A 22,830-nucleotide genomic window follows, 5' to 3' on the forward strand; every position below is an offset into this window, starting at 1 on the left:
TTAGCAGATGTGTTATTTAATTACATTAAAAAAATAAAAAATACGCTGTTTTAACAGCGTATTTTCCAATTATATAATCCAATTATGATTACAAAAATCCAACTCAAGCTAACAATCCATAATAATGGTTTCCACCACTTAGGTGCAATAAAACTTAGAACAGCTTCATTATTGCCTTTTACTTGACGAATAGTTGGTACCCCAATTTCATTTTTATGCGGATGTTTAACCACCTGGTTATTCACAACTAAGTGCGAATCACGGTACATAACAATTGGTAACTTGACTTTTGAAGCTTGGGGACTGGTCCATTTAATTTCTAATTGCCCACCTGGCAAAACTTCGTGTTCAAAACGATACTGCCGTTTGATTACATCTCGCTCATAAATTGCCGCCTTTTTGGTTCCAGATACATTCTTAACCTGGGGTAAGTAATCAGGTGCAGGGATATTATAATAATAAAAAATATTGCTATTATTACTTGCACGAGCCTGGTTTTGCATTGGCATAGTATATTTTATTGAATTTTTTGTATAAAAATTGTTTACTGTCAGCTTACTATTAAACCCAGCTAATAACATCACAATTAGAAAAGCACACCAATTTCCAACATCATTATGGTCTCTTTGAGCCATAAATTTGATTGTAAGTCCTACCCCCAATAATATTAAGGGTACGGCTTCAATCATTAATCTTCTTGGAACTTGAAAGGTACTTTTTAAGACTGGGTAGGCAGTTTGAATTGCATTCCAAGGCAATAAATTAGTACTTACCACTAAGAAGATCGCTCCAGTTAAAGTAACAATATCATTAAGCAGTGATTCTCTGAAATGGAATAAGACATAAATAATTTGAAAAATTGCTAGTCCCCAGAATAACTCACTCATATTAGCCCAACCAACTGCAGAAATAGCCATGTTAGTCTCTATTGGATTAGCAATGACATCATGAAGATGGAAATAAAGCAAGGCTCCCCATACATTAGCAGTTAATACTAGCGTTAATCCAATTGCCCCAAAAAAGTTATAAATCATACTTTTCTTATTTTCGGTATGACAAAAACCCGCGATTGCAAACGGAATTAGCATAATAGTAAAAAGTACAGTACTCATGAGATGAATTTGAGCCACAATGCTCATAGTTAGCCCTAGTTGAAGCCAGCTAATGGGTTTTTTCCAGTTTTGAATCATCCTAATGGCTACCAATAATACATAAGGTAACATCATGGCACTAATTGAACCAAAAGTAGCACCTTGATTCCACCAAGATATTAGCCCTAAATAAACTAAACTAATTAAAGTATCAACTAGTAAGTTATTATTAACTTTCTTCATAAGCTGATACATTCCGCTTGCTGCTAGAAAACCAATTAAAAAGCCAGTTAAAATTTGAAACTTAAACCAGGTTCCACTAATTAACAGTAGAAGCCCCATAATATACGCAAACATTGGACCATAAACTGCGTTTACGATTCTACCCGATTGGTCAAAGCCCCAGTTCATCTGAAAATAACTAAAATTATGAGTTCTTATTTGTTGAGCTGCATCAAAAATTCTTGTGAAATGAAAATATCCGTCCCCCACAATAATTGTCACATGATGGCACAATTCTGACTTCATAACTAAAACAATAACAAGGGCAAAAACTAAATATGGTAGCCAATAAAGTAATTCTTGATAATTCTTTTTATTTTCCATGCATTACATCCTAATTAAAATATTCTTTTATATTTTAACAAAAAAAGCTGAATTTTATTTAGCTTCTTCAAAAGTTATTTTCTCTGCCATAATTAATTTTTGTAATTCTGCAACTTCTTTAAAGTCAGTTAAGTCATCTTTACGTGCAGTATCACTAGCAGCTGCAATGCTATCAGCCAGATTACGAACGGGCACATGATTTTTGAGCATTCCCGCTAAGAATGTCGCCAAAATTGTTGCTCCCGTTCCTTGGTTATTCTTAAATTCAATTTCTGGAGCAGCTGCAAGATAAGCATGCATTAAGTTAACAATTGCCGCACCATCTTTTCCCAAAGATAATAAAACATGATCAGCACCTTGCACTACCATATCATGAGCTAGTTCAATTTCATCTTTAATACTCAAAGTTTCGTCTTGTTTACCATACCAAGCCTTAAGTTCAGTTCTATTTGGCTTAACAAGTAAAGGATGTAAAGGTAAAATATCCAACACTCTTGCATACGGCACATCTACAACAGTATGAACCATATTCTTTGCCGCAACAGTGGCCAAATCTATTAAAAAATCTGGGTCTATTCCAACAAATTTTCCTGCTACTACAAGAATATCGCCCATTTTCAAATTATCTTTTAAATAATCTAATAATTCTTGCTGTCCTATTGTCGTATTTTTTTCTTCAATAAATTTAGATTCAATCTTAGCCTGTTTCAAAGCTTGTTTTGCTTTCTGAGCATCTATTGAAATACCAGTTACTATCGAGTCAAGATTCAATTTTTTCAAGACAAGAGCTATCTGGGTACCCTCACCTATTTGCTCTTTATTTGCATCTAGATTAGCTATATATATCATTTCTGTGCACCTAATTTTCTATTAAAAAAGCACTCCTTCTTAATGAAGTAGTGCTTTTAATTATTTTCTTTAGTCAACTACAAAGTATGAACCATCAATCCATTGGTTACCACCTAAATTGTACCAAGTCTTACCATTAACAGTTACCTTATTGTAGAACTTCCATCTAGTACCATGTGGTAAGCGACGGCCTGACCAATGTGCATCACTACCATAACCAATCCATAAGTTAATACCATATCCAGGTACATAATTAATATGTCCAACACCTGAAGTAGCATTACTGTTTGAACTAGTCTTGTTAGAACTTGAATTATTTGAAGTAGTAGTTGAATTTACAACTGGAATTGAACTTAAACCAGTTACGTATAAACTCTTACCATCGATCCATTGGTTAGTACCTACACGATACCACCATGAGCCGTTTACTTGTTGTCTACCTGTTACCTTCCAGCTTGAGCCAGTACCTAAGTTTTGGCCGGTTGTTGCACCATTTGGTGTCTTGTGGACTGCAACGCTGCCTGAAACAACTTTTGCTACTGGGCTACCTGCGTTATTAGTACCTGCTTTAACGGTACTATTAGCACTAGAATTATTTGCCGCAGCTTGAATAACTGGGATTGAACTTAAACCAGTTACGTATAAGCTCTTGCCGTCAATCCATTGGTTAGAACCAACTTTGTACCACCATGAACCGTTAACTTGTTGTCTACCGGTTACTTGCCATCTTGAGCCAGCACCTAAAGTTTGGCCGGTTGTTGCACCATTTGGTGTCTTGTGGACCGCAACACTACCTGAAACAACTTGAGCTACTGGGCTGCCTGAATTACTTGTTCCAACTTTAACAGTAGGAGTAGCTGGCTTAGATGCTGGAGCTTGAGAAGCAGTACTGTTGTATGAAAGTGGTAGTAATGAAATATTACCATCTACATATAAACCTCTCCAGTTATCAGTAAATTGCCAAATAGCAATTCCGTCCATTGATGGGAAGTAATTGAAGTCCGGTGTATCAATTCGACCCATAGTAGCGTATGAAGCTACCCATAAAGAATTAGGATACTTAGCTAAAATAGTGTTGGTATTAATATTATTCTTTAATAAATAAGCACCTGAATAAAGCATTGGTTGATAACCAGAAGCTTTAATAGTGTCCATAAAAGCAAGAATAGCATTAGTACTTGAAGTAGCACCACCACTAACATTGTTACCGTCACCAGTTTCCCAGTCACAGACAATGTATGAACCCTTTGGTAAGCCATATGCTTGCGCTGAACTTACAGCATAACGAGCTTCTGCTTGCGCTGCTGAAGCATTGTTACCAAAAATAGCAAAGTGATATGCCATTGGTAACATGTTATTTGCCTTAGCACTAGCAATTTGACCAGAAGCATTAGGATTGCGGTAACTAGTACCTTCTGAAACCTTAACAATCGCAAATTGTGCTCCTGCTTGGGCATGAGCAGATAAATTAGTTCCTTGGAAACTTGAGACATCTACTCCATATGAACGTGATGCAGCATAATTAGTAGCCGCCTTAACAACTGACTTAGGTGAATGATTATTTACATTAGCTGCAACACTCACACCAGCTAAGGCAGAACTACAAGCTAAAACTCCTAATAATTTCTTTGAAAAACGCATGAATTCCTCCATAATTTATCTTTTAAAATGCATTTTTTATCTTACATAAACATATTGAGCAGCTACCCATTGATTACCACCCAAGTTATACCAAGTTGCACCATATTCTTCTTTGATTGCAAAGAATCTCCAACTTGTCTTATTAGTTAAATACTTACCTGTTGGTTGACCACCAGGCTGGTTCCAAACTGTTACCGCCTGATCATCACGATAATTAATAGTTAAAACACCCCTACTCTTAGTTTGATTAGAACTTAAAGTAGTAGATTTTGTTTTTTCAACTGTGGTTACCTTATCAGCAACAGATTTTTGGCTATCTAAAGTTACATGGTTGGAATCAATCCACTGGTTAGTACCAACGCGCAACCAGCGATGATTATTAACAGTCGTAATTCCAGTAACTTTCCAGCGAGTAGTGGTCTTTAAAATTTGTCCCGTTGTCTTTCCTTTTGCTTCGCTTGGAGCATTCCAAACTGGCACACTATTATTCGCTACTGTAGCTACATCAGTGACATTAGTAACTGTGTACTTAGGTGTAGCTGGAGCAGTTTCATTAAGATGTGAACAATATACATCATTAATCCATTGGTTGGTACCTACTTTATTGTAGCGGAAACCATCATCAGCAATGACATAACCACTAACCTTCCAGCGAGTACCTTCTTTTAGCACTTGACCAGTTGCAGTACCATTTGGCGTACTACGTACTTTTAATCCAGCTGAACCAGTACCTGCAACAGTAACAACTTCGCTTACTGGATGAATAGTATATTTATTCTTATCTACTGTATTTTGAGGTGAAGTTGGTTTTGCAGGATTAGTTGGAGCTTGAGAAGTAGTCTTTCCCATGCCAAAGGCGGTCGCATTAACCCAACCTAAATTAGTTAAAGCATGACTTACACCATTACCATAAGTAATGTATTCCGTTACTAAGAGTTGTTGGCCCTTTTTAGCTGTTCCAACTGCACTAGCAACATTAGTATCAACAGGTGCTTTAGTGATAGCTGTATCCTGAATAACAGTTTTGGTTTCATTAACCTTTTTAATCACTGGATCATATTGGGTTAAATTATTGGCTTGAATAACTTGGTTAAGCTTAGCAGCATATTGTGGATCAGTTGCATACTTACCTTGTAATCCTTGAGTAGCTTGCGTACCAGAATTGTTATTTTCTACCCAGGTACCTGAATAAAAACTATTTGAGCCACTAATTCCATTTCTTAATAAAGCGCCATTATCATTGAATGATTCAGTGTAAGATGGATACTTTCTAAATTGACTAGTAGTATCGTAATAACCATTAGAGCCATATTCAGTAGTTCCCATATTAACTGATTGGCCGTTGTAAGAACCTTTAATTCCAAACAAGTTATTATTAGGCTCTTGAGCTAGAGTAGACTGACCCCAACCAGATTCAAGTGCAGCTTGAGCAATCATTACAGAAGTATAAGTTCCATAATTAGATGATGCAGTAGTAGCCGCAGGAATCGCCTTATTCAAAAATTGTTGTTGTGGGGTTTGAGCCTGCGTGGTTTGTTGCGTTTGAGCTGCTTGTGTTGCCTGAGCAGTTGTTGCAGCTTGAACTACGCCTTGAGAAGGGTTTGCCTTCTTTTCAAGACTGTTGGTAACCGATATACCAGCAGCGGTCAATGCTGCGGCGGTAGCCATACCGGTGAATGTTCTTTTCTTCATTTTTTATTTTCCTCCTAGGACACATACATTACTATTTTAGAGGCATCGCTTAGCTTATACAACCGAACAGACGTTTTGCAATAAAAAAGTAATATAACGATAAATTTTGTAATTTTAAAACGCTATCAACAAAAAAACTCAGTTAAATAACTGAGTTCTTACTATTATCTTTTTGATTGACGGTAACCAGCAGCTTGTGCTTCAGCTACAGAATGGAAATAAATACGGTTAGCGGGACTAATTCTATAAGCTTCTTGTCCAGCTAAGTGGTAAACCTTAGTGCGTTTATTACCTACCAAAGTAACATTATTGCCATGACTAGAATGCGTAGTATTCTTCTTGACAGCTTTAGCAACTGACTTAGTAGGAGCTGCAGTTTCAACGTTCGCATAAGTAGCTGGAATCCATTGATGTTCATTACCAATGCGATACATTAATCTACCATTGATGTTTGCTTTAGCAAAGACCTTCCACTTACTATTACGTTTTACATATTGATTTTGATATTTACCCTTACTATCAAGTAAGTTAACGCCACCTCTACCATTATACTTTACAGTTAAAATACCTGAGACAGGTGTTTCAGTGGCAGCATGAGCAGTATTTGTAGTCAATCCAATTCCTACTCCTAAGATGGCGATTAATAATGTAAGGAAACTTGCAATTTGCTTTTTCATTTTTCTCCTCCAATGTTAATGATGAGTTTATCTTATTACTTTTACATCTTTGCTGTCAATCCACTGATTACCACCTAAATTATAATATTCCTGCTTTTTATAAGTCATAATCGCAAAATATTGCCATTTAGTATTTCGCTTCAAATTCGAATTTTTATGTCCTTTACCTTTAGGAGAATTATAAACTTTAACTCTTTTAGAAATTACTTGTAACATACCTATTTTTAATTGTGGCGCTGATTTGCTTTGGCAAGAAGGCGGATAAAAACTGATATCTTCGGCCTTAACCCATTGATTTTTGCCAAGTTCGTACCATAAATTATGATTACGAAACGCTATCTTAAATAACTTATAGGGATGATTAACTTTCAGATGTTTTTGTATAGGATGCTGTCTACCTCTCTTCATAAATTTTTGAGGTCTAGCATTTTTAGTCGCAAGATAGATATTTCCATTAATAGGTAGCCAGAGCTGTCTTTTTTCTCTTTTAATCCGTGCAAGTTTAATTGGATAATTCGTCAATACACCTTCAACCATCTTATTATTTATGAAATAGTTCATCTGATTTTTAGTATCAACGCCCCAAACTAAATACTTTTTATGATGATCTTTTAGATAGTTAGCAATTTTTTCTGAATAATTGCCATTGGCATAATAATCATTCTCACCAACCTGAGTATACTGATTACCTAAAAGACAGGTCTTAATCTGGGGATCAAGCTTTTTGACCTGCTTCAATGATTGAATAGAAAATGATTCAATTAAAACTCTATCAGTAAAATGATATTTTTGGATTAAATCAACTAGTTCCGGCTCCATTCCTATCTTCTTAGTTTTGTTTTTAGTTTCAATCATAAATTTTAATTTAGGAACAGACCGATAACGCTCAAAAACTTCCTCTAAAGTATGAAGAGGTTCATTTGCACGATTACGGTAGTTCTTCAAATCTTTATAGTCAGTTAGAGTAATTACCTTATCTACGCCAAAGACTCGACTTAAATTATCATCATGACTTACCACTAATACCCCATCTTTTGTCTGGTGGATATCTAATTCCAAGTAATCAGCGCCTCCAGCAGCTGCACGATCATACGCTTGATAAGAATGCTCCACATACTTTCCTTCTTCATTATCACCACGATGAGCAATATTAGAAAAGCCAAATACTATTGGCAAGATCATTAATCCTAATAATAACTTTAATACCTTCATCACTATCTCCAAGCATAATTTAATCTGTGCTCACTAATTATATCTCACTTTGTTAGACTACTTATTATTTAATTTAAGAAAGGAAGTAGTCCAATTATGGGTATCTATAAAGCTCAAAATGGCACCTGGTTTGTTAACAAATCATGGACTAATGAACAAGGAATTCGCAAATACAAAACCAAGCGTGGTTTTAAAACAAAAGGAGCAGCTAAGGAATATGAACTTTTGCTGCTCAACCAAATAGCTAGCGGCATCGATATTTTTAACAATCCAATTTTTGTCGATTACTTTGACCAGTGGGTCAAAACCTATAAAGGTACGCTTCAAGATCCTCGCGGATCAATTCGACCAAATACTTTAAGAGAATACCTCCTCGACAGCAAACGAATTCATCAAGGATTCGGGCAAACCAAGTTAAAACAAATTAATCGTTTGCGTTATCAGAATTTTATTAACGAATTCGGTAGTAACCATTCAAAGTCCACCGTCACCAAGCTTCATAATCATATTCGAGCTTGTGTAAATACCGCAATTGAAGATGGCCTAATCACCAAAAACTTCACCCAGGGAATTGTCCTCAACTATAATCCCGATAAAAAACGCAAAACAACCTACCTAGAAGACCACCAAATTAAGCAATTACTCCATTATCTCATCCAGCACCGTAATCCAGCCAGTTCAGGAAGCTACATGATTATTACAATCCTTTACACTGGTTTAAGAGAAAGTGAAGCCGCCGGCCTCACTTGGGACTGCATTGACTTCGATAATCTTACCTTAACCATTAACAAGTCATGGGATTATAAGGCCAAAACCTATGGACCTACTAAAAATCTCGCTTCTAATCGAATAATTGGTATCTCTCAAAAGTTAGCAACCCTTTTGCAGGAGTTACAAGGCAATCATCCGACCAAAGTGTTTTGGTCAAAAAGTCACCAAACTCTGCCCCAATCTCACAGTTTAATCAATACATTACGTCATGTATTAAAAAAATTAAACATTGATGCACCAGGAGTTCACATTCACTCACTTCGGCACTCTCAAGTAGCCTTATTACTCAATGCCAACATCAACCTTTATGACATTGCGCAGCGATTAGGTCATAGTGAGATCAACACCACTCAAAAATTTATGCCTATGAATTTAAGAAATATCAGGCTTTAGTAAACCAAAAAATTAGTAATGCCCTCGACCAACTCTAATAATTGAGGTCATTTTGAGGTCAGCACTAGGTACTTGGCCGTAAATTGTATTTCCTATCTAAAAATTTAGCGGATTTATAGACCTCTGATCTTTAATCAAGAGATTTTGTACAATTATGGGCTATGTCACGTAGAGCTCTTTGCCTATTACATATTTATGATTTATATCAAGGAGGAAAAGACCACATGAAGAAAAATGTTAAATATTTAGGTATGGCTGCTGCTGCATTATTAGCAGTTGCTCCAGTTGCAACTACTGGTGTTGCTAACGCTGCTACTGTTGTTGGTGGTAACCAAGCTACTGGTAGTACTACCACTCCAGCTTCAGCACCATCTCTTACTTTTAATGGTAGCGTAAATGCTACTGTATCAACTAAACCAGCTGACTTAACTACTTTAAGTGCTGTTCAATCAGATCTTAAAGTTTCAGGTGTTTCAGGAGCTTCAATTGTTGGTATTGGTAAGACTGTTGTTGCTGATCAACAAAGTGGTGGTAACGTTGTTTCTAGTTTTGAAGCAGGCCACACTTACTGGGTACAAACTACTGTTGCAGTTGCAGGTCTTAAAGCAAATGAAACTTACAGTGTAAATGGTAAGAGCTACCCTGCTAACAGAAATGGTGTTATTGAAAACATTCCTGTAGCCTACAGCTTTGTTACTGTTGACGCTGCACTTCAAGGTCAACCATACTTCGTAGATAACACTACTACTAACCACGTTAACCTTGGAAATGGTGCATTTGCTTACAAGCCACAAAGCTTCACTGCTGGTGAAACTATTGATGCTTTAATGAGCACTATTAAGGGTGCAGTTAGTCCAATGGTTAACATTGATGGCCAAAATAAGCCATTAACTATTATCACTTCTTCAGCAGAAATTGCATCACAATTAGCTAACCAAGGTGTTACTGTTTCAAACGGTAAGATTTCAGCTAGTGCAACTAGTTTCTACGTAACTGTTGCAACTGTAAACCCAGCAAATGGTAAGACTGCTACTGCTAAGATCCAATTTAATAAAGAAGTTAACCAAAACGTATACCCAGCAATTTACCAAGAGGGTAATGCTAAGAATCCTATCAAACAAGGTAATGCTGGTATTGGTTTATCAACTGTTAGTGTAGGTAAAGGTTCTAAAGAAGCTATTGCACTTGCTAAGAACCCAATTTCTTACCTTAAATTAAAGGCTTACACTATTAATAACACTGCTTCAGGTCAAATTGACTTAAGTGTCCTTTCAAACAAGATTGATCCTAATACTGTTGGTGTTTACCCAGTAACTCTTAGAGCTACTAACCCTAATGGCTACACTACTGATTTAACTTTCAATGTAATCGTTAACCCAGTTGAAGGTAATGGTTCACGTACTGCAACTGTTCAATACAAAGAAGGTTACGGTGTTAACATTTGGAACGTATTGAGCTCAACTAACGTTTCATTCTCAGGTCACCGTGCAATGGCAGGTTCTACTGTAACTATTTACGGTGAAAAGACTGTTAACGGTGTTAAATACTACCAAATCGGTTCAAAGGATAGTAACGACTACATCCAAGCTCAATACATTGATGGTGCTTCAGCAGAAACTACTACTAAGCCATCAACTGACAACAAGGGTGAAGAATCAGTTAGCGGTGTATTAACTGTTCGTTACGATGGTAAGGGTAAAGTTGGTCTTACTAACGCAGAAGGTAAATACACTGGTCAATACGTATCAAAGAACTCACGTTGGAAGGTATTCGCTAAGAAGACTATCAACGGTCGTGAATTCTACCGTATTGGTAACCAAAACCAATGGATTCCTGCACAATACTCAGAATTAGAAGACTAATTTTAAGTTTGTGAATAATTAAAAAGAGTTACCTTAATTGGAGGTAGCTCTTTTTTGATGCCGTGGAGGAATAAGAATATCATGAACACAAAACGCATACACTACTTGGACTTATTAAGAGTCTTAGCAATTATATGTGTCATTATTATTCATATGTCTAGTCAAAGCCCATTTTATGCTAAGAATTTACATACAACATCTTGGATTGGGGTTAATTTTTGGGATTCAATGGTCCGATTCAGTGTACCAATATTTGTTATGATCTCTGGTGTCCTTTTCCTAGATCCAGAACGAAGAATTAACATGCACCGGGTATATAAGAAAAACATTGTGCGAATAGTTACGGCCTTCATATTTTGGGATTTATTCTATGCTTTTTATACGTACTTTTTTGAGACGCATACTATAAAAATGCTATTAACTCTTATCTTTAGAGGTTATTCCCACTTGTGGTTTTTACCGATGATTGTTGGGCTTTATTTAATTGTGCCATTATTAAGAAAATTTACTACAGATCAAAAACTAATGCAGTACTATTTAGCATTGGCACTCTTCTTTTCAATTCTATTACCAACATTCTATACCACTTATTATGCCTTAGCTGCACATCACACAATGCCTTACATGGTACAACTTTTTATATATAATTTTCAAAAGGTGACTGATAGTGTCTATTTTAGATTTACGATGTTCTTTTCAACATATTTTGTTGCTGGATACTATTTCCACCAAGCAAAACTTACTAAGAAAAGACGCTATATAATATATTTATTAGGCTTGATTGGTTTAATTAGTGGTTGGGCGTTTTCTAATTTCTTTTCATTGAGATACAATACGCCAATTACTCCTTTGTATGATTACATGAGTTTACCAGTAGCTTTGACCAGTATTGCAGTTTTTGTGTTGGTCAAAGAACTAGGAGAAAAGATTAACTGGACCAAATATTCTCGAGCTGATAAGGTTCTAATCCTTCTATCAAAGTTAACATTTGGAATCTACCTCGTGCACTTCGTCTTTGTTAGAATTCTCGTGGTTTATTTCCACTTATTTGATCATTTCCCAAATACATTTATTTCAGTTCCTTTAGGAACATTAATTGTATTCATTTTGGCAACGATAGTTATGTATTTTGTCTCTTATATTCCTTGGTTTAATCGCCATATTATGTAGTAAATCTGCATGACAAAAAGAGCTCATCTTTCGATGAGCTCTTTTTTAATTTATTTGAACTTTAAATCAATACTATTTATGAATTAGTCAGCTAATTCTGAGTATTGTGCAGGAATCCATTGTTTTTGGTTACCAATACGGTAGAATTCACGACCGTTGATAGTCTTCTTAGCGAATACCTTCCAACGTGAGTTCTTTGATACGTATTGACCAGTGTATTTACCGTTTGCATCAGTAAGACCAACTTTACCTTTACCATCGTACTTAACAGTTAATACACCGCTAACTGATTCTTCACCCTTGTTGCTAGTTGATGGCTTGTATGAACCGTCAACGTATTGAGCTTGGATGTATAAATCACTGTTAGCAATCTTAAGGTACTTAACGCCACCAACAGTAACGCCTTCACCTTCAGTAGTTACAGTTGCACCATCAGGGTATTTAGTATCACTGATAGTTGCACGGTTACCGTTGATAGTCCATGCAAATACGTTGTAACCAGGTACGTATTTAACAGTTCTTGCAGTAGTACCGTTTGAAGTTACAGTAACGTTAACAACAACCTTGTTAGTTACACCTGCTGGGTTAGTTGCACTAAGAACAACTTGGTAGTTACCAGGTACTGCAGTATTAACATTGTTTGAAACTACAGTTGCGGTAGTTAACTTAGCACCATTTGATTTTGAGAAAGTTACGTCAAATGCTTTTACTAAATCGTTAGCATTAAAGTTAGTACCTTGCTTAAGTGATAAGTTGTACTTACTATCTGAAACTCTAGTAATAACTTTTTCACCATTAGCAGTTAAAGCAAATTGAGGACCATTATCAGTGTATTCTGATGGAGTAGTAGAAGTAACTTTAACAATTACGTTAATAGTTGCACTTGAGCCGTTAGGGAATTGTGCAGTATATGGAACAGTAAAGTTAGTTACTGGAGCAACAAATGAACCGTTTGCGTTAACTGCAACACCAGCATTTGCCAATGCGTTCTTAATTTGACTTTCTAATGCAGTCTTATTTGATTGTGTTAATGAACCAGTATTTGCAGCTACAACTTCACCTTGAATTTTAGAAGCTAATGCTTCTACAGTGTTAACGCTACCTAATTCAATTGAAGTAGTACCACTTACAACAGTGTTGTTTTGAGTGAAGTATGCATTGCCTTGAGCAATTTCAAAAGTAGAACTTACAACTGGTACTACATTTGAGTTGCCATAAGGATCAACAGTTAACTTACCACCATTGAAAGTGTAGTTTGCTTTAGCATCAGTGCTTAAGCCAGTGAAACCCACTTGTGGAACAACAAGTTTATATTCAGTGTTAGCCTTTAAAGTCTTAACTGCAACATTTTTTACATTAGTAACGCTGTAATCAGTAGTATTTGCAGGAACAACGTAAGCTTTGTTGTCACCAAAAACCTTAGGGGTAATTGCTTGACCGTTTAAAGTTGCAGATAAATCGGCTGCAACAGTATCAGCGTTAGAACCATCTTTTAAGCTAGCAACGTTAGTTGCAGTTAAGTTAGCAAGAATAGTACCTTGAGTAGCTGAAGGTTGTGCAGTACCGCCTTGAACTTGAATAGTTGCAGCGTTAGCAACACCAGTTACAGCAACTGGGGCAACTGCTAATAATGCAGCAGCAGCCACACCTAAATATTTAACATTTTTCTTCATGTGGTCTTTTCCTCCTTGAAATTATCAATCATCGTAATAGGCAAAGAGCTCTTCGTGACATAGCCCATAATTGTACAAAATCTCTTGATTAAAGATCAGAGGTCTATAAATCCTCTGAGGTAGTCAGTCTTTAATAAGAAATCCGCATGCTGTACAGGCATCACGCCTGAAGCATTTGTCCTATTACCACCACGAGAAATATTATATCTTGTTTTGCCGGATTTGCAAAGGTCTCTTGCTTTTTTTCGTGACATTTAACATCCCTGTAACAAACCAATTTCCTTCATTCCCTTAAATTTTATCTTGAATTGTATATAGAAAAAGCGCGTTATTACGCGCTTTTTCTTCTTATTATCAAATAAATAACACTTTAATTTTTGAAATCATTTATATTTCAAAATAATTTCAAAGTAATAGATGATTTTTATTATTTCATCTTTTATTTGGGATATTTCAGTTAAAATGATCTTATTTTGCTGCAGAATCATCAAAAACAGAAGTAACAGTTCGTTCAATATATTCAGCAGAGTTAGTTTGGGTATAAAGATCAACTCCCTTTCGGTTAAATACATTTGCTTGGGCAATTGTATCCATTGCTTGACGTACTTGTTCTGGAGTTAAGTCTCCAGCTGCATCGGGCATTGTCAATGATGCTTTCTTGTTTTGGCCGTTGATAAAGGTAAGTTTTAAAGTTTTTGTGGTAGTCATGTTTAAGCTCCTTATTTTTTCTCCTATATTATTAATGTAAATTCTTGTCAGTTAAATGTGGTCGAGTGGCATTATTCAGCAGTGCTTACTTCTAATTCATGATGTTGGATTAATACTGCACTAACTAAGCCATCATCTTTTTGTAAACTGGAAATTGCTTTTCCTACCTTAATTAACTTTTCGTTTTCTGCATTTACATTAACGTTCTTTAAGACACGCTTTTTCTTGTTGTCCTTGTACTTGTCGCCTGCAAAAGTGTATTGGATTGATTGTTCTACTAAATTCATTTTTTACCTCGCTAGTTTATCTAATTATTTTTGTAAGTTGCTCACCGGTGATTTGCCTTACACTATTACTAACGAATTAAATCTTAAATTTGTATCAATATAATTGTAAAAAGTTTAATTTACGTCAATTTTGGTATAATGAAGTTGCAAGAATATTGAAGGAGGATTTACTTATAATGAAGAAATCTAGATTATGGGCTGGACTTGTGGCCTTATTACTTGTATTTGTTACTACTGGATGTGCTAATAACGCAAGCAAGACCTCTTCAGCTGATTACAATACCTTAATGAGTCAAGGTAAGGATTACGTTGATGATCAAAATTACTCTAAGGCTGAGGATAAATTTGAACAAGCTCACCAAATTAAGGCAACTAAAGAATCTAAGGCTTATGCTGATCAAGCTGAAGATATGAATGATGCTAAAGATTCAATTAGTGATTATGAATTCGGTGCAGCCCTTAAGGATCTTAACAAGGCTCAAACTAAGAACAATGGTTATGCTGTCATGACCAAACAAGCTAAGAAGCTTTACAACACCATTGATGAAGTAAACAACAATATAAAGAACGAAATTAATCCTTTATATAGAAAAGCTAAAAACGCATATAAGAATAATGACTATTCTGAAACTGAAGAATTATGTAACCAAATCTTAGACTTACCATACTTAAACGGTAAATACGCTAAGTACTACAAGCAAATTAAGAGTGACGTTAAGGATTTACTTAATGATGCTCAAGATGCAGCTGGTGATTCTGATTCTTCATCTTCTAAGAAGAGTAATTCCAACAATTCTAGTGAAGACACTAACTCAAACGAAGATGCTCAAACTTCAAGTAAAAATAGTAGCAGCTCAAATCAAGCTTCAAGTAGCAACAATGGCAATAGCATGACCGTTGGTGGTCAAGCCGTTACTGCTCGTGTAATCGCACAAGTACGTGAAAAATTAGGTTCAATTGGTGTTAATACTTCATCTTGGACTGACCAAGATGTTGCTAACTTCATGAACTCTGCTGCTCAAAACGGCCACACTACTATTGATTCTTACACTCAAAGTGACGCCAACAACTTCACTAAATAATAAGAAAAGTTGATTTTAAGCTTATTTCAAGGTAAAATCATATTGATTTTGTACTAGTACTACATATTAAAGGAGCTCTTAACTTTGACTGAAGAAAGCAAAAAGAACACCGAAGAAGAAAACGTAGAAGAAGAAGACGAAAGATTCAAGGTTGTTATTCCAGAACCTAACCGCGTTGAAATGCCTCAACCTGAATTTTCAGAACAACCTGATTATTTAAAGGTTTTTGCTGACTTTTACATTTCTCGATTCGAAGCAGCTGATCTTGAAATTATGGATTCCTACGATGGTAACCATAATATGATCGAAATTAATTCTTATATTACTAACAATGATTCATTCAATCGTTCTAACTTGGTTAAACATGTTTTAAATATTCATGCTAAACGTTTTGAAGAAATCTTAGCTAATATTAAAGATCAAACTGGAATTGATCCTGAAAGCATGAAGACTTATGAAGATTGGAATCAATGGTACATTGATCGTCGTAACGATATTCCACAATCAATGTCTTAATTTAAACGAAAAAGAGTCCTTACGGACTCTTTTTTTGTTAATTATTTCTCTGGTTAGGGTTGCAACATTACTCAATCTATTAGAAAATATACTCGTTTAACAATTAGAATGTCCAAGGGCATTCTTTTTTGGTTGAGAGATAATTACTATATTTCTTAAGGAAGTACAAAAATGCATAAAGAAAAAAGCAAACGTATCTCCGCTGCAGGATTATTAATTGCAATCGGAATCGTTTATGGTGATATTGGAACAAGTCCTCTGTATGTAATGAAGGCTATTGTTGCTGGTAATGGCGGGATCGGAAATGTTAACCGTGATTTTATTGTCGGTTCAATTTCTCTAGTACTTTGGACTGTTACATTACTTACTACCCTTCAAACTGTGTTCATTGCTTTAAAGGCTACTAACCATGGTGAAGGTGGGATTTTTGCCCTCTATACCCTGGTCAGGAAACTTGCCAAATGGCTTGTTTTGCCTGCTTTACTAGGTGGAGCGGCAATTCTAGCTGACGGTACTTTAACACCTGCAGTTACCGTTACAACCGCAATTGAAGGATTAAAGGGGATTAAGTTCGGTAACAGCATCCCCGTTGATACCCAAAACATGGTAATCATCATTACCGTCATCATCTTATTGATCCTTTTTTCTATTCAAAGAATGGGTACTAGCTTCATTGGTAAAGCCTTTGGTCCAATCATGTTCATCTGGTTTACTTTCTTAGGTGGAATTGGCCTTTTGAATATGGCGAAAGATTGGTCAATTCTCCAAGCTATTAATCCATACTATGCAATTAAATTACTTGCTAGTCCATATAATAAAGAAGGAGTCTTCATCTTAGGTTCAGTCTTCTTGGCAACTACTGGTGCCGAAGCACTTTACTCAGATGTAGGTCACGTTGGTAAAAACAATATTATCGGATCTTGGCCATACGTATTTATTTGTTTAGCTCTTAATTACTTTGGTCAAGGTGTCTGGATTTTACAACACCCTACTTACCACACAACAGGTGACTTTAACCCCTTCTACGAAACCGTTCCTAATGATATTCGCTTATTAGCAATCGTCTTAGCAACTATTGCCGCTATTATTGCTTCTCAAGCCTTGATTACCGGTTCATTTACCTTAGTTGCCGAAGCAATCGGGATGAAGTTCTTACCAAGAATGAATATTATTTATCCCTCAAATGAAAAGGGACAAATTTATATCCCTTCTATCAACAAAATGATCTGTGTTGCAACCATTGCCATTGTGCTTCTCTTTAGAACTTCTGCCCATATGGAAGCAGCTTATGGTCTTTCAATTACAATTTCAATGTTGATGACTACGATCTTGCTCTTTGAGTGGCTTATCTTAAAGGGTGTTCACCTTATTTGGGATTGGATTTTCTTACTCTTCTTTGGTCTTTTAGACATCATCTTCATGGTAGCCAGCTTAAGTAAATTCTTCCACGGTGGATATGTCTCACTCGTAATTGCCGGCTTTATCTGCCTCATCATGTATATCTGGTACTACGGAAACAAAATCCGTGATAAACGTGAAGCACGTAACGCTTACGTGCGTTTAGATGATTACATTGACATGTTAACGCAATTAAGTCACGATGAGGATTATCCTACTTATGCTTCAAACCTTGTTTACATGGCCAAAGTTAAGTACAACAAATTCATCAAACGCGAAATTTTATACTCAATTTTAGATAAACGTCCTAAACGTGCCCAAGCTTACTGGTTCGTAACAGTTAACGTAACTAATGAACCTTACACTGCAGAATATGCTGTTAATACTTTTGGAACAAAAAATGTAATTAACGTGCAATTATTCTTAGGCTTCAAGCAGCAACAGCGAGTTAACGTCTACTTGCGTCAGATCGTCCATGATTTGATCGCTGACGGGACTATTGAAGCTCAGCCCCAAGAATACACTACTACACCTGGACGTGATGTAGGTGACTTCTCATTCGTTCTTGTAAATGACGTGATTAGTCCACAGACGCAATTACGTGGTTACGAAAAGGCATTAGTTGAAGCGAGAGTTTGGCTTCAAAACCTATCTTCTAACCCAGCTTCATGGTTTGGCTTAGATTACTCCGATACAGTGGTTGAACGTGTTCCATTAATTCTGGGAGACCAACGCCGCATTCATATTACGCACATTCCTAATGACAAATATGAAGTTGAAAAACGTAAACTTAAAACCAAGGGCGAATTAAGCAATTAGAGTAAATAGAAAAGCAAGTAACTAATTAGTTACTTGCTTTTTTGATAGTTAATTTCTATTCATCAATTCTCATGCTAGCTGGCCAGCCATCAATTGGTTGACGTCGATCTAATTTTTTAATTTCTGCTCTTTCTTCTGGAGTTAATTCAAAATCAAATATCTCAAAATTTTCTTTGATATGAGTAGGATTAGTAGATCTCGGAATCACCATAATATGCTCTTGATTTAAAAATCGCAATAAAGCTTGAACTCCATTTTTATGATATTTTTCACCAATTTGCTTTAAGACTGGATGTTTTAACAATACTGGAGCATTTTCCATCAAAGGAGAATATGATTCATGGACAATATCATTCTCTACCAAAAACTTATGCATTTTTCCTTGTTGCAAATATAAATGAGTCTCAATTTGATCAAGGACAGGTTTAACTGGACTAGAAGCCATAATTTCTTTAGTTTGATTAATATTGAAATTAGATAAACCAATATTCTTTAATTTACCTACTTGATAAGCTTCAGTTAAGGCACGATAACTACCGATTGAATCATCCATTGGCCAATGCAAAATCATCAAATCAAAATAATCTAATCCCGCTTTTGCCAATGATTCCTCAATACCAGCTTTAGTAGTTTCATATCCATCGGTCATCGCTTTAGTAGTTACAAAAATTTCTTCACGTGGAATTTTACTTTCTCTAATAGCTTCTCCTACTTCACGCTCATTCTGATAATATTGGGCTGTATCAATATGACGATAACCAATTTCAAGGGCAGTTAAAACTGCGCTTTTTGTTTCACTAGGTGGAATTTCATAAGTTCCAAAGCCAATCATCGGAGCATTTATACCTGTATTTAATTTTATTTCTTTCATCATTACCTCTTTAAGCAAAAAAGAATTTCCTAACCGGAAATTCTTTTTCTTTTACCAAATAACTACACGTTTTTCGGGATCAAGCCACATACCATCTTCTGGCTTAACGTCAAATGCTTTATAGAATTCTTCTTGGCATTGTGATTGCACGTTAGCTCTCTCTGGACCTGGTGCATGAACATCAACGGATACTTGTGTCTTAATTGATTCTGGTAATTGTTTAGTAGCCCAAACACGAGCGAAGTTTTCAAATACTTCTTTCATGTTGCCACCTTCACCCTTATTAGCTTCAACTGCTGCAGTCAAACCACCTTGGTCGGCAATATTTTCAGAAACAATTTGCTTTCCATTCAAAGTAACTGGACCATATTCAATGCCATTGAAAAGATCAATTTCTTCTTGAGTGCGCTTTTCAAATTCTGCAAAGTCTTCTTTGGTCCACCAATTCTTTAAATTACCAAATTCATCAAATTTAGCCCCATTATTATCAAAGGCATGGGAAATTTCGTGAGCAATAACTACCCCAATACCACCATAATTCAAAGCACGTGATTGCTTTAAATCATAGAATGGCTTTTGTAAGATGGCAGCTGGGAAAGTAATGTCATTTCTTTGAGGATCATAACATGCATTAACAAGGTTACCTGGCATCAGCCAAACAGTACGATCAACATTTTGTGTTAATTTTTCCAAGTTATACTTAATTTCTTCTTTACCTGCAGCAGATTCATTAGCATACAAGCTACCACCCTTAGATTCAGGGACAATTTGGAAACGATCATAGATTTTTTCAATCTTATCTGGGTAACCAATCTTTAAGATTAAAGCACGTAATTTAACAATAGCCTTTTTCTTAGTATCTTCAGAAAGCCAATCATTATCAGTGATTCTTTGTTCATAAACATCAATCATCTTATGAATCATATCTTCAACATCGGCTTTAGCTTCAGCTCCAAAGTAGGTTTGACCATAGTAAACACCTACTACTTCAGAGAACATCCCGTTAGCAATTCGGTAAGCTTGTTTAACACCAGAACTTAATTCCGGTTGACCTGATAAAGCTTGTGAAAATGGGAAAGCTGCCTCACGGAAGTCTTGTGACAAGTATGAAGCTACTGAATTAATAAAACCTGAAATCATCCAGCCTTTAATTTCTTCAAAATTATCAGGATTGATTAGCTCTTCAAAATGATCTAGGTACCGAGGTTCAGTAACAATAATTCTTTCTGGTTTTTGATCAAATAATTCACCTAGGAATTGATCAAACTTGAATGACTTAATTTTACTTTCAAAATCAGTAATTGATTCTGGATTATACATTGCTGGATAGTCAGCCCATTCTTCAGATGACTTAACTACCTTAGATAACTTCTTATCAAAAGCAAGTGCTTGGGCTACATACTTCTTGGCATCAGCTGCGCTAACTCCAGCCATGGTTAAAAGCTTTTCAGTTTGATTTTGCCAAACGTTCAAAAGATCACTCGCTGCTGGATTTTCATAAGTAGTGGTATCAGGCAAAATCAAGCTTGCACCACCAAAGTGTAAAGCGTGAACTTTAGTGTTTTTCATATCTGCTTCGACATATATACTAAATGGTAACCCAAAACCATTCTTATATAAGTTAGCAGCTTTTAAATTCAAGTCAGCAAAGTCACGCAAACCAGTTAATTCTTCAAGATCAGCTTGGATTGGCTTGGCACCATCCGCATTTCTTTTATCAAAATTATTAGCAAGCTTATATAATTCTACTGCCTTATCAAAGTTAGGCACATCAGGTAAAGCCTTTTTCCCGGCTGCAAAATCAGCAAAGTCACTCATTAACTCTTTTTCAATGTTGAGGTCAATACCATCAAAACTTGAAATACGAGAACGGTCAGAAGGAATTTTTGCATCTTCTAACCACTTTGAATTCACGGCTAAATACAAGTTATCTTGTGGGCGAGCATTTACATTAGGTTCAATAATATTGCTAGCTCCACCACGAACATTTAATTGTTTCATATTTTGTCCTCCCTTTTACGGTAAAACTTTCAAATTAAATGGTAACATTATTAAAATTTTTAGTCTATTTTTCATAAATAAAAATGCATAACTTTAAATTTCTTTAACTAAAAAAGAAGCAAGCAATTTGTACTGCTTACTTCTCCATAAATTAATGACTAAATAAAGTAATTTTATCTTTAAGGTGAGCGTGAAGCGGAATTAGGTAGGCTACTAGCACAAAAATCCCAATCGCAGCTACGACAAAGAACGGTATATAGCCAAATTGATCAATCATTAAACCACCAAATAAAGGTCCGACTGCTCGTCCAATTGATTGTGAAGATAAGGTAAGGCCTTGATATTTTCCTTTAGAAGAAATTGGTGATAACTCATTAACGTAGGCTGGCATCGCTGGCATAGCAGTTGCTTCTCCCAATGTTAAAGTAATCATTGAAAAGACAAAGTGAGGATAATCTTTAGCAAAAATCAAAGTAATAAATGAAATTGCAAACATCACGATGCCAAACACAACCTGATGGAAAAGAGTTTTAAATAAATTAGGATACTTGGCTAAGATTGCCTGAACAACCACAATTGTTCCCGCATTAATTGTCCACAATAAACTATAAAGATGAAATGGAATGCCTAAAGAAACCATATAAACTGAAAGGTTAGATTCCCAGTTCATGTACATCAGCCAAATTACACCCAAAGCAACATAAAAGCCAAGGGTTAAGTACCAATTAGGACGTGGCATTGATTCTGCCTTATGCTTTACTTCTTCACCCTTATCTGCCATTCTCTCCTTGTGGTATTGAATAATTGGGCGATAGTTAAAGACAGTATTTAAACAAACTACTACAAAGAGCGCCCCAGCAATAATAAATAAGAGTGTTACAGAATAATCATAGACATATCCGACAATTAAAGTACCAATAACTACTCCCAAATTCTGGAAGAAGTATAGCATATTAAAAACAAATCTTGGTTGTTTAGATTTTAAAGATGTAGCAGTGGAATTAATCAAAGCACCATTCCAACCACCTAAAAATCCCGTCAATGTCATCCAAAGCCAATAAATTGGCCAAGTATGGTTCGCTGCCATTGAAAATAAAACAGCCGCATCCAAACCAGCTCCAGCAATTAATAGATAATATGGATTAAACCTATCATAGGCCCAGCCGGCAATAAAGGAACCAATCATGTTGGCAAGACAATTAAATAGTAATACTACACCTATCATGGCTAAAGATACATGTAGTCTCTTATTCAGAAATACTGATGTCAGTGGCCAAATGAAACTAGCTCCAATCCAGGTAAATAATTCACCTAATAAAAGCCAAGGCATTTTTATTTCATCATTTGGTTTAGCACCAAATTGTGTCTTCATGAAATGTCCTCCTTTAAATTAAATTCTGCTCTCTAGTCTATCAGGAATAAATTTTTTTGCACGTTTTGTTGACAATCAACATTATCAATTGATATTATATTTTTGTTGATAATCAACATTATTTACGATTTTATACTTA

The 22,830-nt window shown here is 35.7% G+C and carries 18 protein-coding genes and 1 pseudogene; 6 read left to right on the forward strand and 13 right to left on the reverse strand.

Going from position 1 to position 22,830, the window contains the following annotated elements; all coding sequences use genetic code 11:
- Positions 1 to 50: 50 nt before the first annotated feature.
- From FP432_RS05310 to FP432_RS05340, 7 genes and pseudogenes are all read right to left on the reverse strand, one after another.
- Entirely contained in the window at positions 51 to 1,697 is a 1,647-nt protein-coding gene (locus tag FP432_RS05310; RefSeq protein ID WP_265488284.1) for a hypothetical protein, read from the reverse strand.
- 54 nt (positions 1,698 to 1,751) lie between these two features.
- Positions 1,752 to 2,546, reverse strand: a complete 795-nt coding sequence (locus FP432_RS05315; protein WP_265488285.1) for a PfkB family carbohydrate kinase — start codon at positions 2,544 to 2,546, stop codon at positions 1,752 to 1,754.
- 69 nt (positions 2,547 to 2,615) lie between these two features.
- Positions 2,616 to 3,206: an SLAP domain-containing protein gene (locus FP432_RS08020; RefSeq protein ID WP_416202889.1), complete on the reverse strand. Its 591-nt coding sequence runs from the start codon at positions 3,204 to 3,206 to the stop codon at positions 2,616 to 2,618.
- A pseudogene (locus FP432_RS05325) lies at positions 3,183 to 4,187 on the reverse strand (GH25 family lysozyme); the annotation flags it as partial. The gene FP432_RS08020 and the pseudogene FP432_RS05325, both read right to left, overlap by 24 nt.
- Positions 4,188 to 4,223: 36 nt before the next feature.
- A complete protein-coding gene (locus FP432_RS05330; protein ID WP_265488286.1) occupies positions 4,224 to 5,879 on the reverse strand; it encodes a glycoside hydrolase family 73 protein in 1,656 nt (551 codons plus the stop codon).
- Positions 5,880 to 6,043: 164 nt separating this feature from the next.
- Entirely contained in the window at positions 6,044 to 6,556 is a 513-nt protein-coding gene (locus FP432_RS05335) for an SLAP domain-containing protein (RefSeq protein ID WP_265488287.1), read from the reverse strand.
- Positions 6,557 to 6,583: 27 nt separating this feature from the next.
- The gene (locus FP432_RS05340; protein WP_265488288.1) at positions 6,584 to 7,768 is read right to left on the reverse strand and encodes a glycerophosphodiester phosphodiesterase; all 1,185 of its coding nucleotides are present in this window, start codon (positions 7,766 to 7,768) and stop codon (positions 6,584 to 6,586) included.
- A 96-nt stretch (positions 7,769 to 7,864) separates the two neighbouring features.
- Between FP432_RS05340 and FP432_RS05345 the strand changes: the two genes are divergently transcribed.
- The 3 genes from FP432_RS05345 (at position 7,865) to FP432_RS05355 (ending at position 11,964) form a co-directional block, all read left to right on the forward strand.
- Positions 7,865 to 8,932, forward strand: coding sequence for a tyrosine-type recombinase/integrase (locus tag FP432_RS05345; protein WP_265488289.1), 1,068 nt, complete (start codon positions 7,865 to 7,867; stop codon positions 8,930 to 8,932).
- Between the two features lie 224 nt (positions 8,933 to 9,156).
- Positions 9,157 to 10,794 (forward strand): SLAP domain-containing protein, encoded by a 1,638-nt coding sequence (locus FP432_RS05350; protein WP_265488290.1) that lies wholly within the window; start codon positions 9,157 to 9,159, stop codon positions 10,792 to 10,794.
- Between the two features lie 81 nt (positions 10,795 to 10,875).
- The gene (locus tag FP432_RS05355; protein WP_265488291.1) at positions 10,876 to 11,964 is read left to right on the forward strand and encodes an acyltransferase; all 1,089 of its coding nucleotides are present in this window, start codon (positions 10,876 to 10,878) and stop codon (positions 11,962 to 11,964) included.
- An 83-nt stretch (positions 11,965 to 12,047) separates the two neighbouring features.
- Here FP432_RS05355 and FP432_RS05360 read toward each other — a convergent pair whose 3' ends face one another.
- The 3 genes from FP432_RS05360 to FP432_RS05370 form a co-directional block, all read right to left on the reverse strand.
- A complete protein-coding gene (locus FP432_RS05360) occupies positions 12,048 to 13,637 on the reverse strand; it encodes an SLAP domain-containing protein (RefSeq protein ID WP_265488292.1) in 1,590 nt (529 codons plus the stop codon).
- A gap of 468 nt (positions 13,638 to 14,105) precedes the next feature.
- Positions 14,106 to 14,345, reverse strand: a complete 240-nt coding sequence (locus tag FP432_RS05365) for a DUF2922 domain-containing protein (protein ID WP_265488293.1) — start codon at positions 14,343 to 14,345, stop codon at positions 14,106 to 14,108.
- A 71-nt stretch (positions 14,346 to 14,416) separates the two neighbouring features.
- Positions 14,417 to 14,632 carry a hypothetical protein gene (locus FP432_RS05370; RefSeq protein ID WP_265488294.1) on the reverse strand — a complete coding sequence of 72 codons (216 nt, stop codon included), beginning with the start codon at positions 14,630 to 14,632 and terminating at the stop codon, positions 14,417 to 14,419.
- 176 nt (positions 14,633 to 14,808) lie between these two features.
- Here FP432_RS05370 and FP432_RS05375 point away from each other — a divergent pair, with 176 nt between their 5' ends.
- From FP432_RS05375 to FP432_RS05385, 3 genes are all read left to right on the forward strand, one after another.
- Entirely contained in the window at positions 14,809 to 15,714 is a 906-nt protein-coding gene (locus FP432_RS05375; RefSeq protein WP_265488295.1) for a hypothetical protein, read from the forward strand.
- 84 nt (positions 15,715 to 15,798) lie between these two features.
- A complete protein-coding gene (locus FP432_RS05380) occupies positions 15,799 to 16,230 on the forward strand; it encodes a hypothetical protein (RefSeq protein WP_265488296.1) in 432 nt (143 codons plus the stop codon).
- A 171-nt stretch (positions 16,231 to 16,401) separates the two neighbouring features.
- Positions 16,402 to 18,447, forward strand: a complete 2,046-nt coding sequence (locus FP432_RS05385) for a KUP/HAK/KT family potassium transporter (RefSeq protein ID WP_265488297.1) — start codon at positions 16,402 to 16,404, stop codon at positions 18,445 to 18,447.
- 55 nt (positions 18,448 to 18,502) lie between these two features.
- Here FP432_RS05385 and FP432_RS05390 read toward each other — a convergent pair whose 3' ends face one another.
- The 3 genes from FP432_RS05390 to FP432_RS05400 all read right to left on the reverse strand — a co-directional run bounded on the left by FP432_RS05390 (position 18,503) and on the right by FP432_RS05400 (position 22,691).
- Positions 18,503 to 19,318, reverse strand: coding sequence for an aldo/keto reductase (locus tag FP432_RS05390; RefSeq protein WP_265488298.1), 816 nt, complete (start codon positions 19,316 to 19,318; stop codon positions 18,503 to 18,505).
- A 51-nt stretch (positions 19,319 to 19,369) separates the two neighbouring features.
- Positions 19,370 to 21,319, reverse strand: a complete 1,950-nt coding sequence (locus FP432_RS05395) for a M13 family metallopeptidase (protein ID WP_265488299.1) — start codon at positions 21,317 to 21,319, stop codon at positions 19,370 to 19,372.
- A gap of 151 nt (positions 21,320 to 21,470) precedes the next feature.
- On the reverse strand, positions 21,471 to 22,691 hold the full coding sequence (locus FP432_RS05400) for an MDR family MFS transporter (protein ID WP_265488300.1): 1,221 nt from the start codon (positions 22,689 to 22,691) through the stop codon (positions 21,471 to 21,473).
- Between the last annotated feature and the right edge of the window lie 139 nt (positions 22,692 to 22,830).

Origin of the sequence: Lactobacillus sp. PV034 (genome assembly GCF_014522305.1) — a bacterium.
Classification (GTDB): domain Bacteria; phylum Bacillota; class Bacilli; order Lactobacillales; family Lactobacillaceae; genus Lactobacillus.

Bases quoted from the DNA above. Each gene is read 5' to 3' on its own strand.
- FP432_RS05385 (WP_265488297.1), top strand. From the start codon at position 16,402: ATGCATAAAGAAAAAAGCAAACGTATCTCCGCTGCAGGATTATTAATT.
- FP432_RS05390 (WP_265488298.1), bottom strand. From the start codon at position 19,318: ATGAAAGAAATAAAATTAAATACAGGTATAAATGCTCCGATGATTGGC.
- FP432_RS05370 (WP_265488294.1), bottom strand. From the start codon at position 14,632: ATGAATTTAGTAGAACAATCAATCCAATACACTTTTGCAGGCGACAAG.
- FP432_RS05310 (WP_265488284.1), bottom strand. From the start codon at position 1,697: ATGGAAAATAAAAAGAATTATCAAGAATTACTTTATTGGCTACCATAT.
- FP432_RS05365 (WP_265488293.1), bottom strand. From the start codon at position 14,345: ATGACTACCACAAAAACTTTAAAACTTACCTTTATCAACGGCCAAAAC.
- FP432_RS05315 (WP_265488285.1), bottom strand. From the start codon at position 2,546: ATGATATATATAGCTAATCTAGATGCAAATAAAGAGCAAATAGGTGAG.
- FP432_RS05340 (WP_265488288.1), bottom strand. From the start codon at position 7,768: ATGAAGGTATTAAAGTTATTATTAGGATTAATGATCTTGCCAATAGTA.
- FP432_RS05345 (WP_265488289.1), top strand. From the start codon at position 7,865: ATGGGTATCTATAAAGCTCAAAATGGCACCTGGTTTGTTAACAAATCA.
- FP432_RS05355 (WP_265488291.1), top strand. From the start codon at position 10,876: ATGAACACAAAACGCATACACTACTTGGACTTATTAAGAGTCTTAGCA.
- FP432_RS05360 (WP_265488292.1), bottom strand. From the start codon at position 13,637: ATGAAGAAAAATGTTAAATATTTAGGTGTGGCTGCTGCTGCATTATTA.
- FP432_RS05350 (WP_265488290.1), top strand. From the start codon at position 9,157: ATGAAGAAAAATGTTAAATATTTAGGTATGGCTGCTGCTGCATTATTA.
- FP432_RS05330 (WP_265488286.1), bottom strand. From the start codon at position 5,879: ATGAAGAAAAGAACATTCACCGGTATGGCTACCGCCGCAGCATTGACC.
- FP432_RS05375 (WP_265488295.1), top strand. From the start codon at position 14,809: ATGAAGAAATCTAGATTATGGGCTGGACTTGTGGCCTTATTACTTGTA.
- FP432_RS05395 (WP_265488299.1), bottom strand. From the start codon at position 21,319: ATGAAACAATTAAATGTTCGTGGTGGAGCTAGCAATATTATTGAACCT.
- FP432_RS05400 (WP_265488300.1), bottom strand. From the start codon at position 22,691: ATGAAGACACAATTTGGTGCTAAACCAAATGATGAAATAAAAATGCCT.
- FP432_RS05335 (WP_265488287.1), bottom strand. From the start codon at position 6,556: ATGAAAAAGCAAATTGCAAGTTTCCTTACATTATTAATCGCCATCTTA.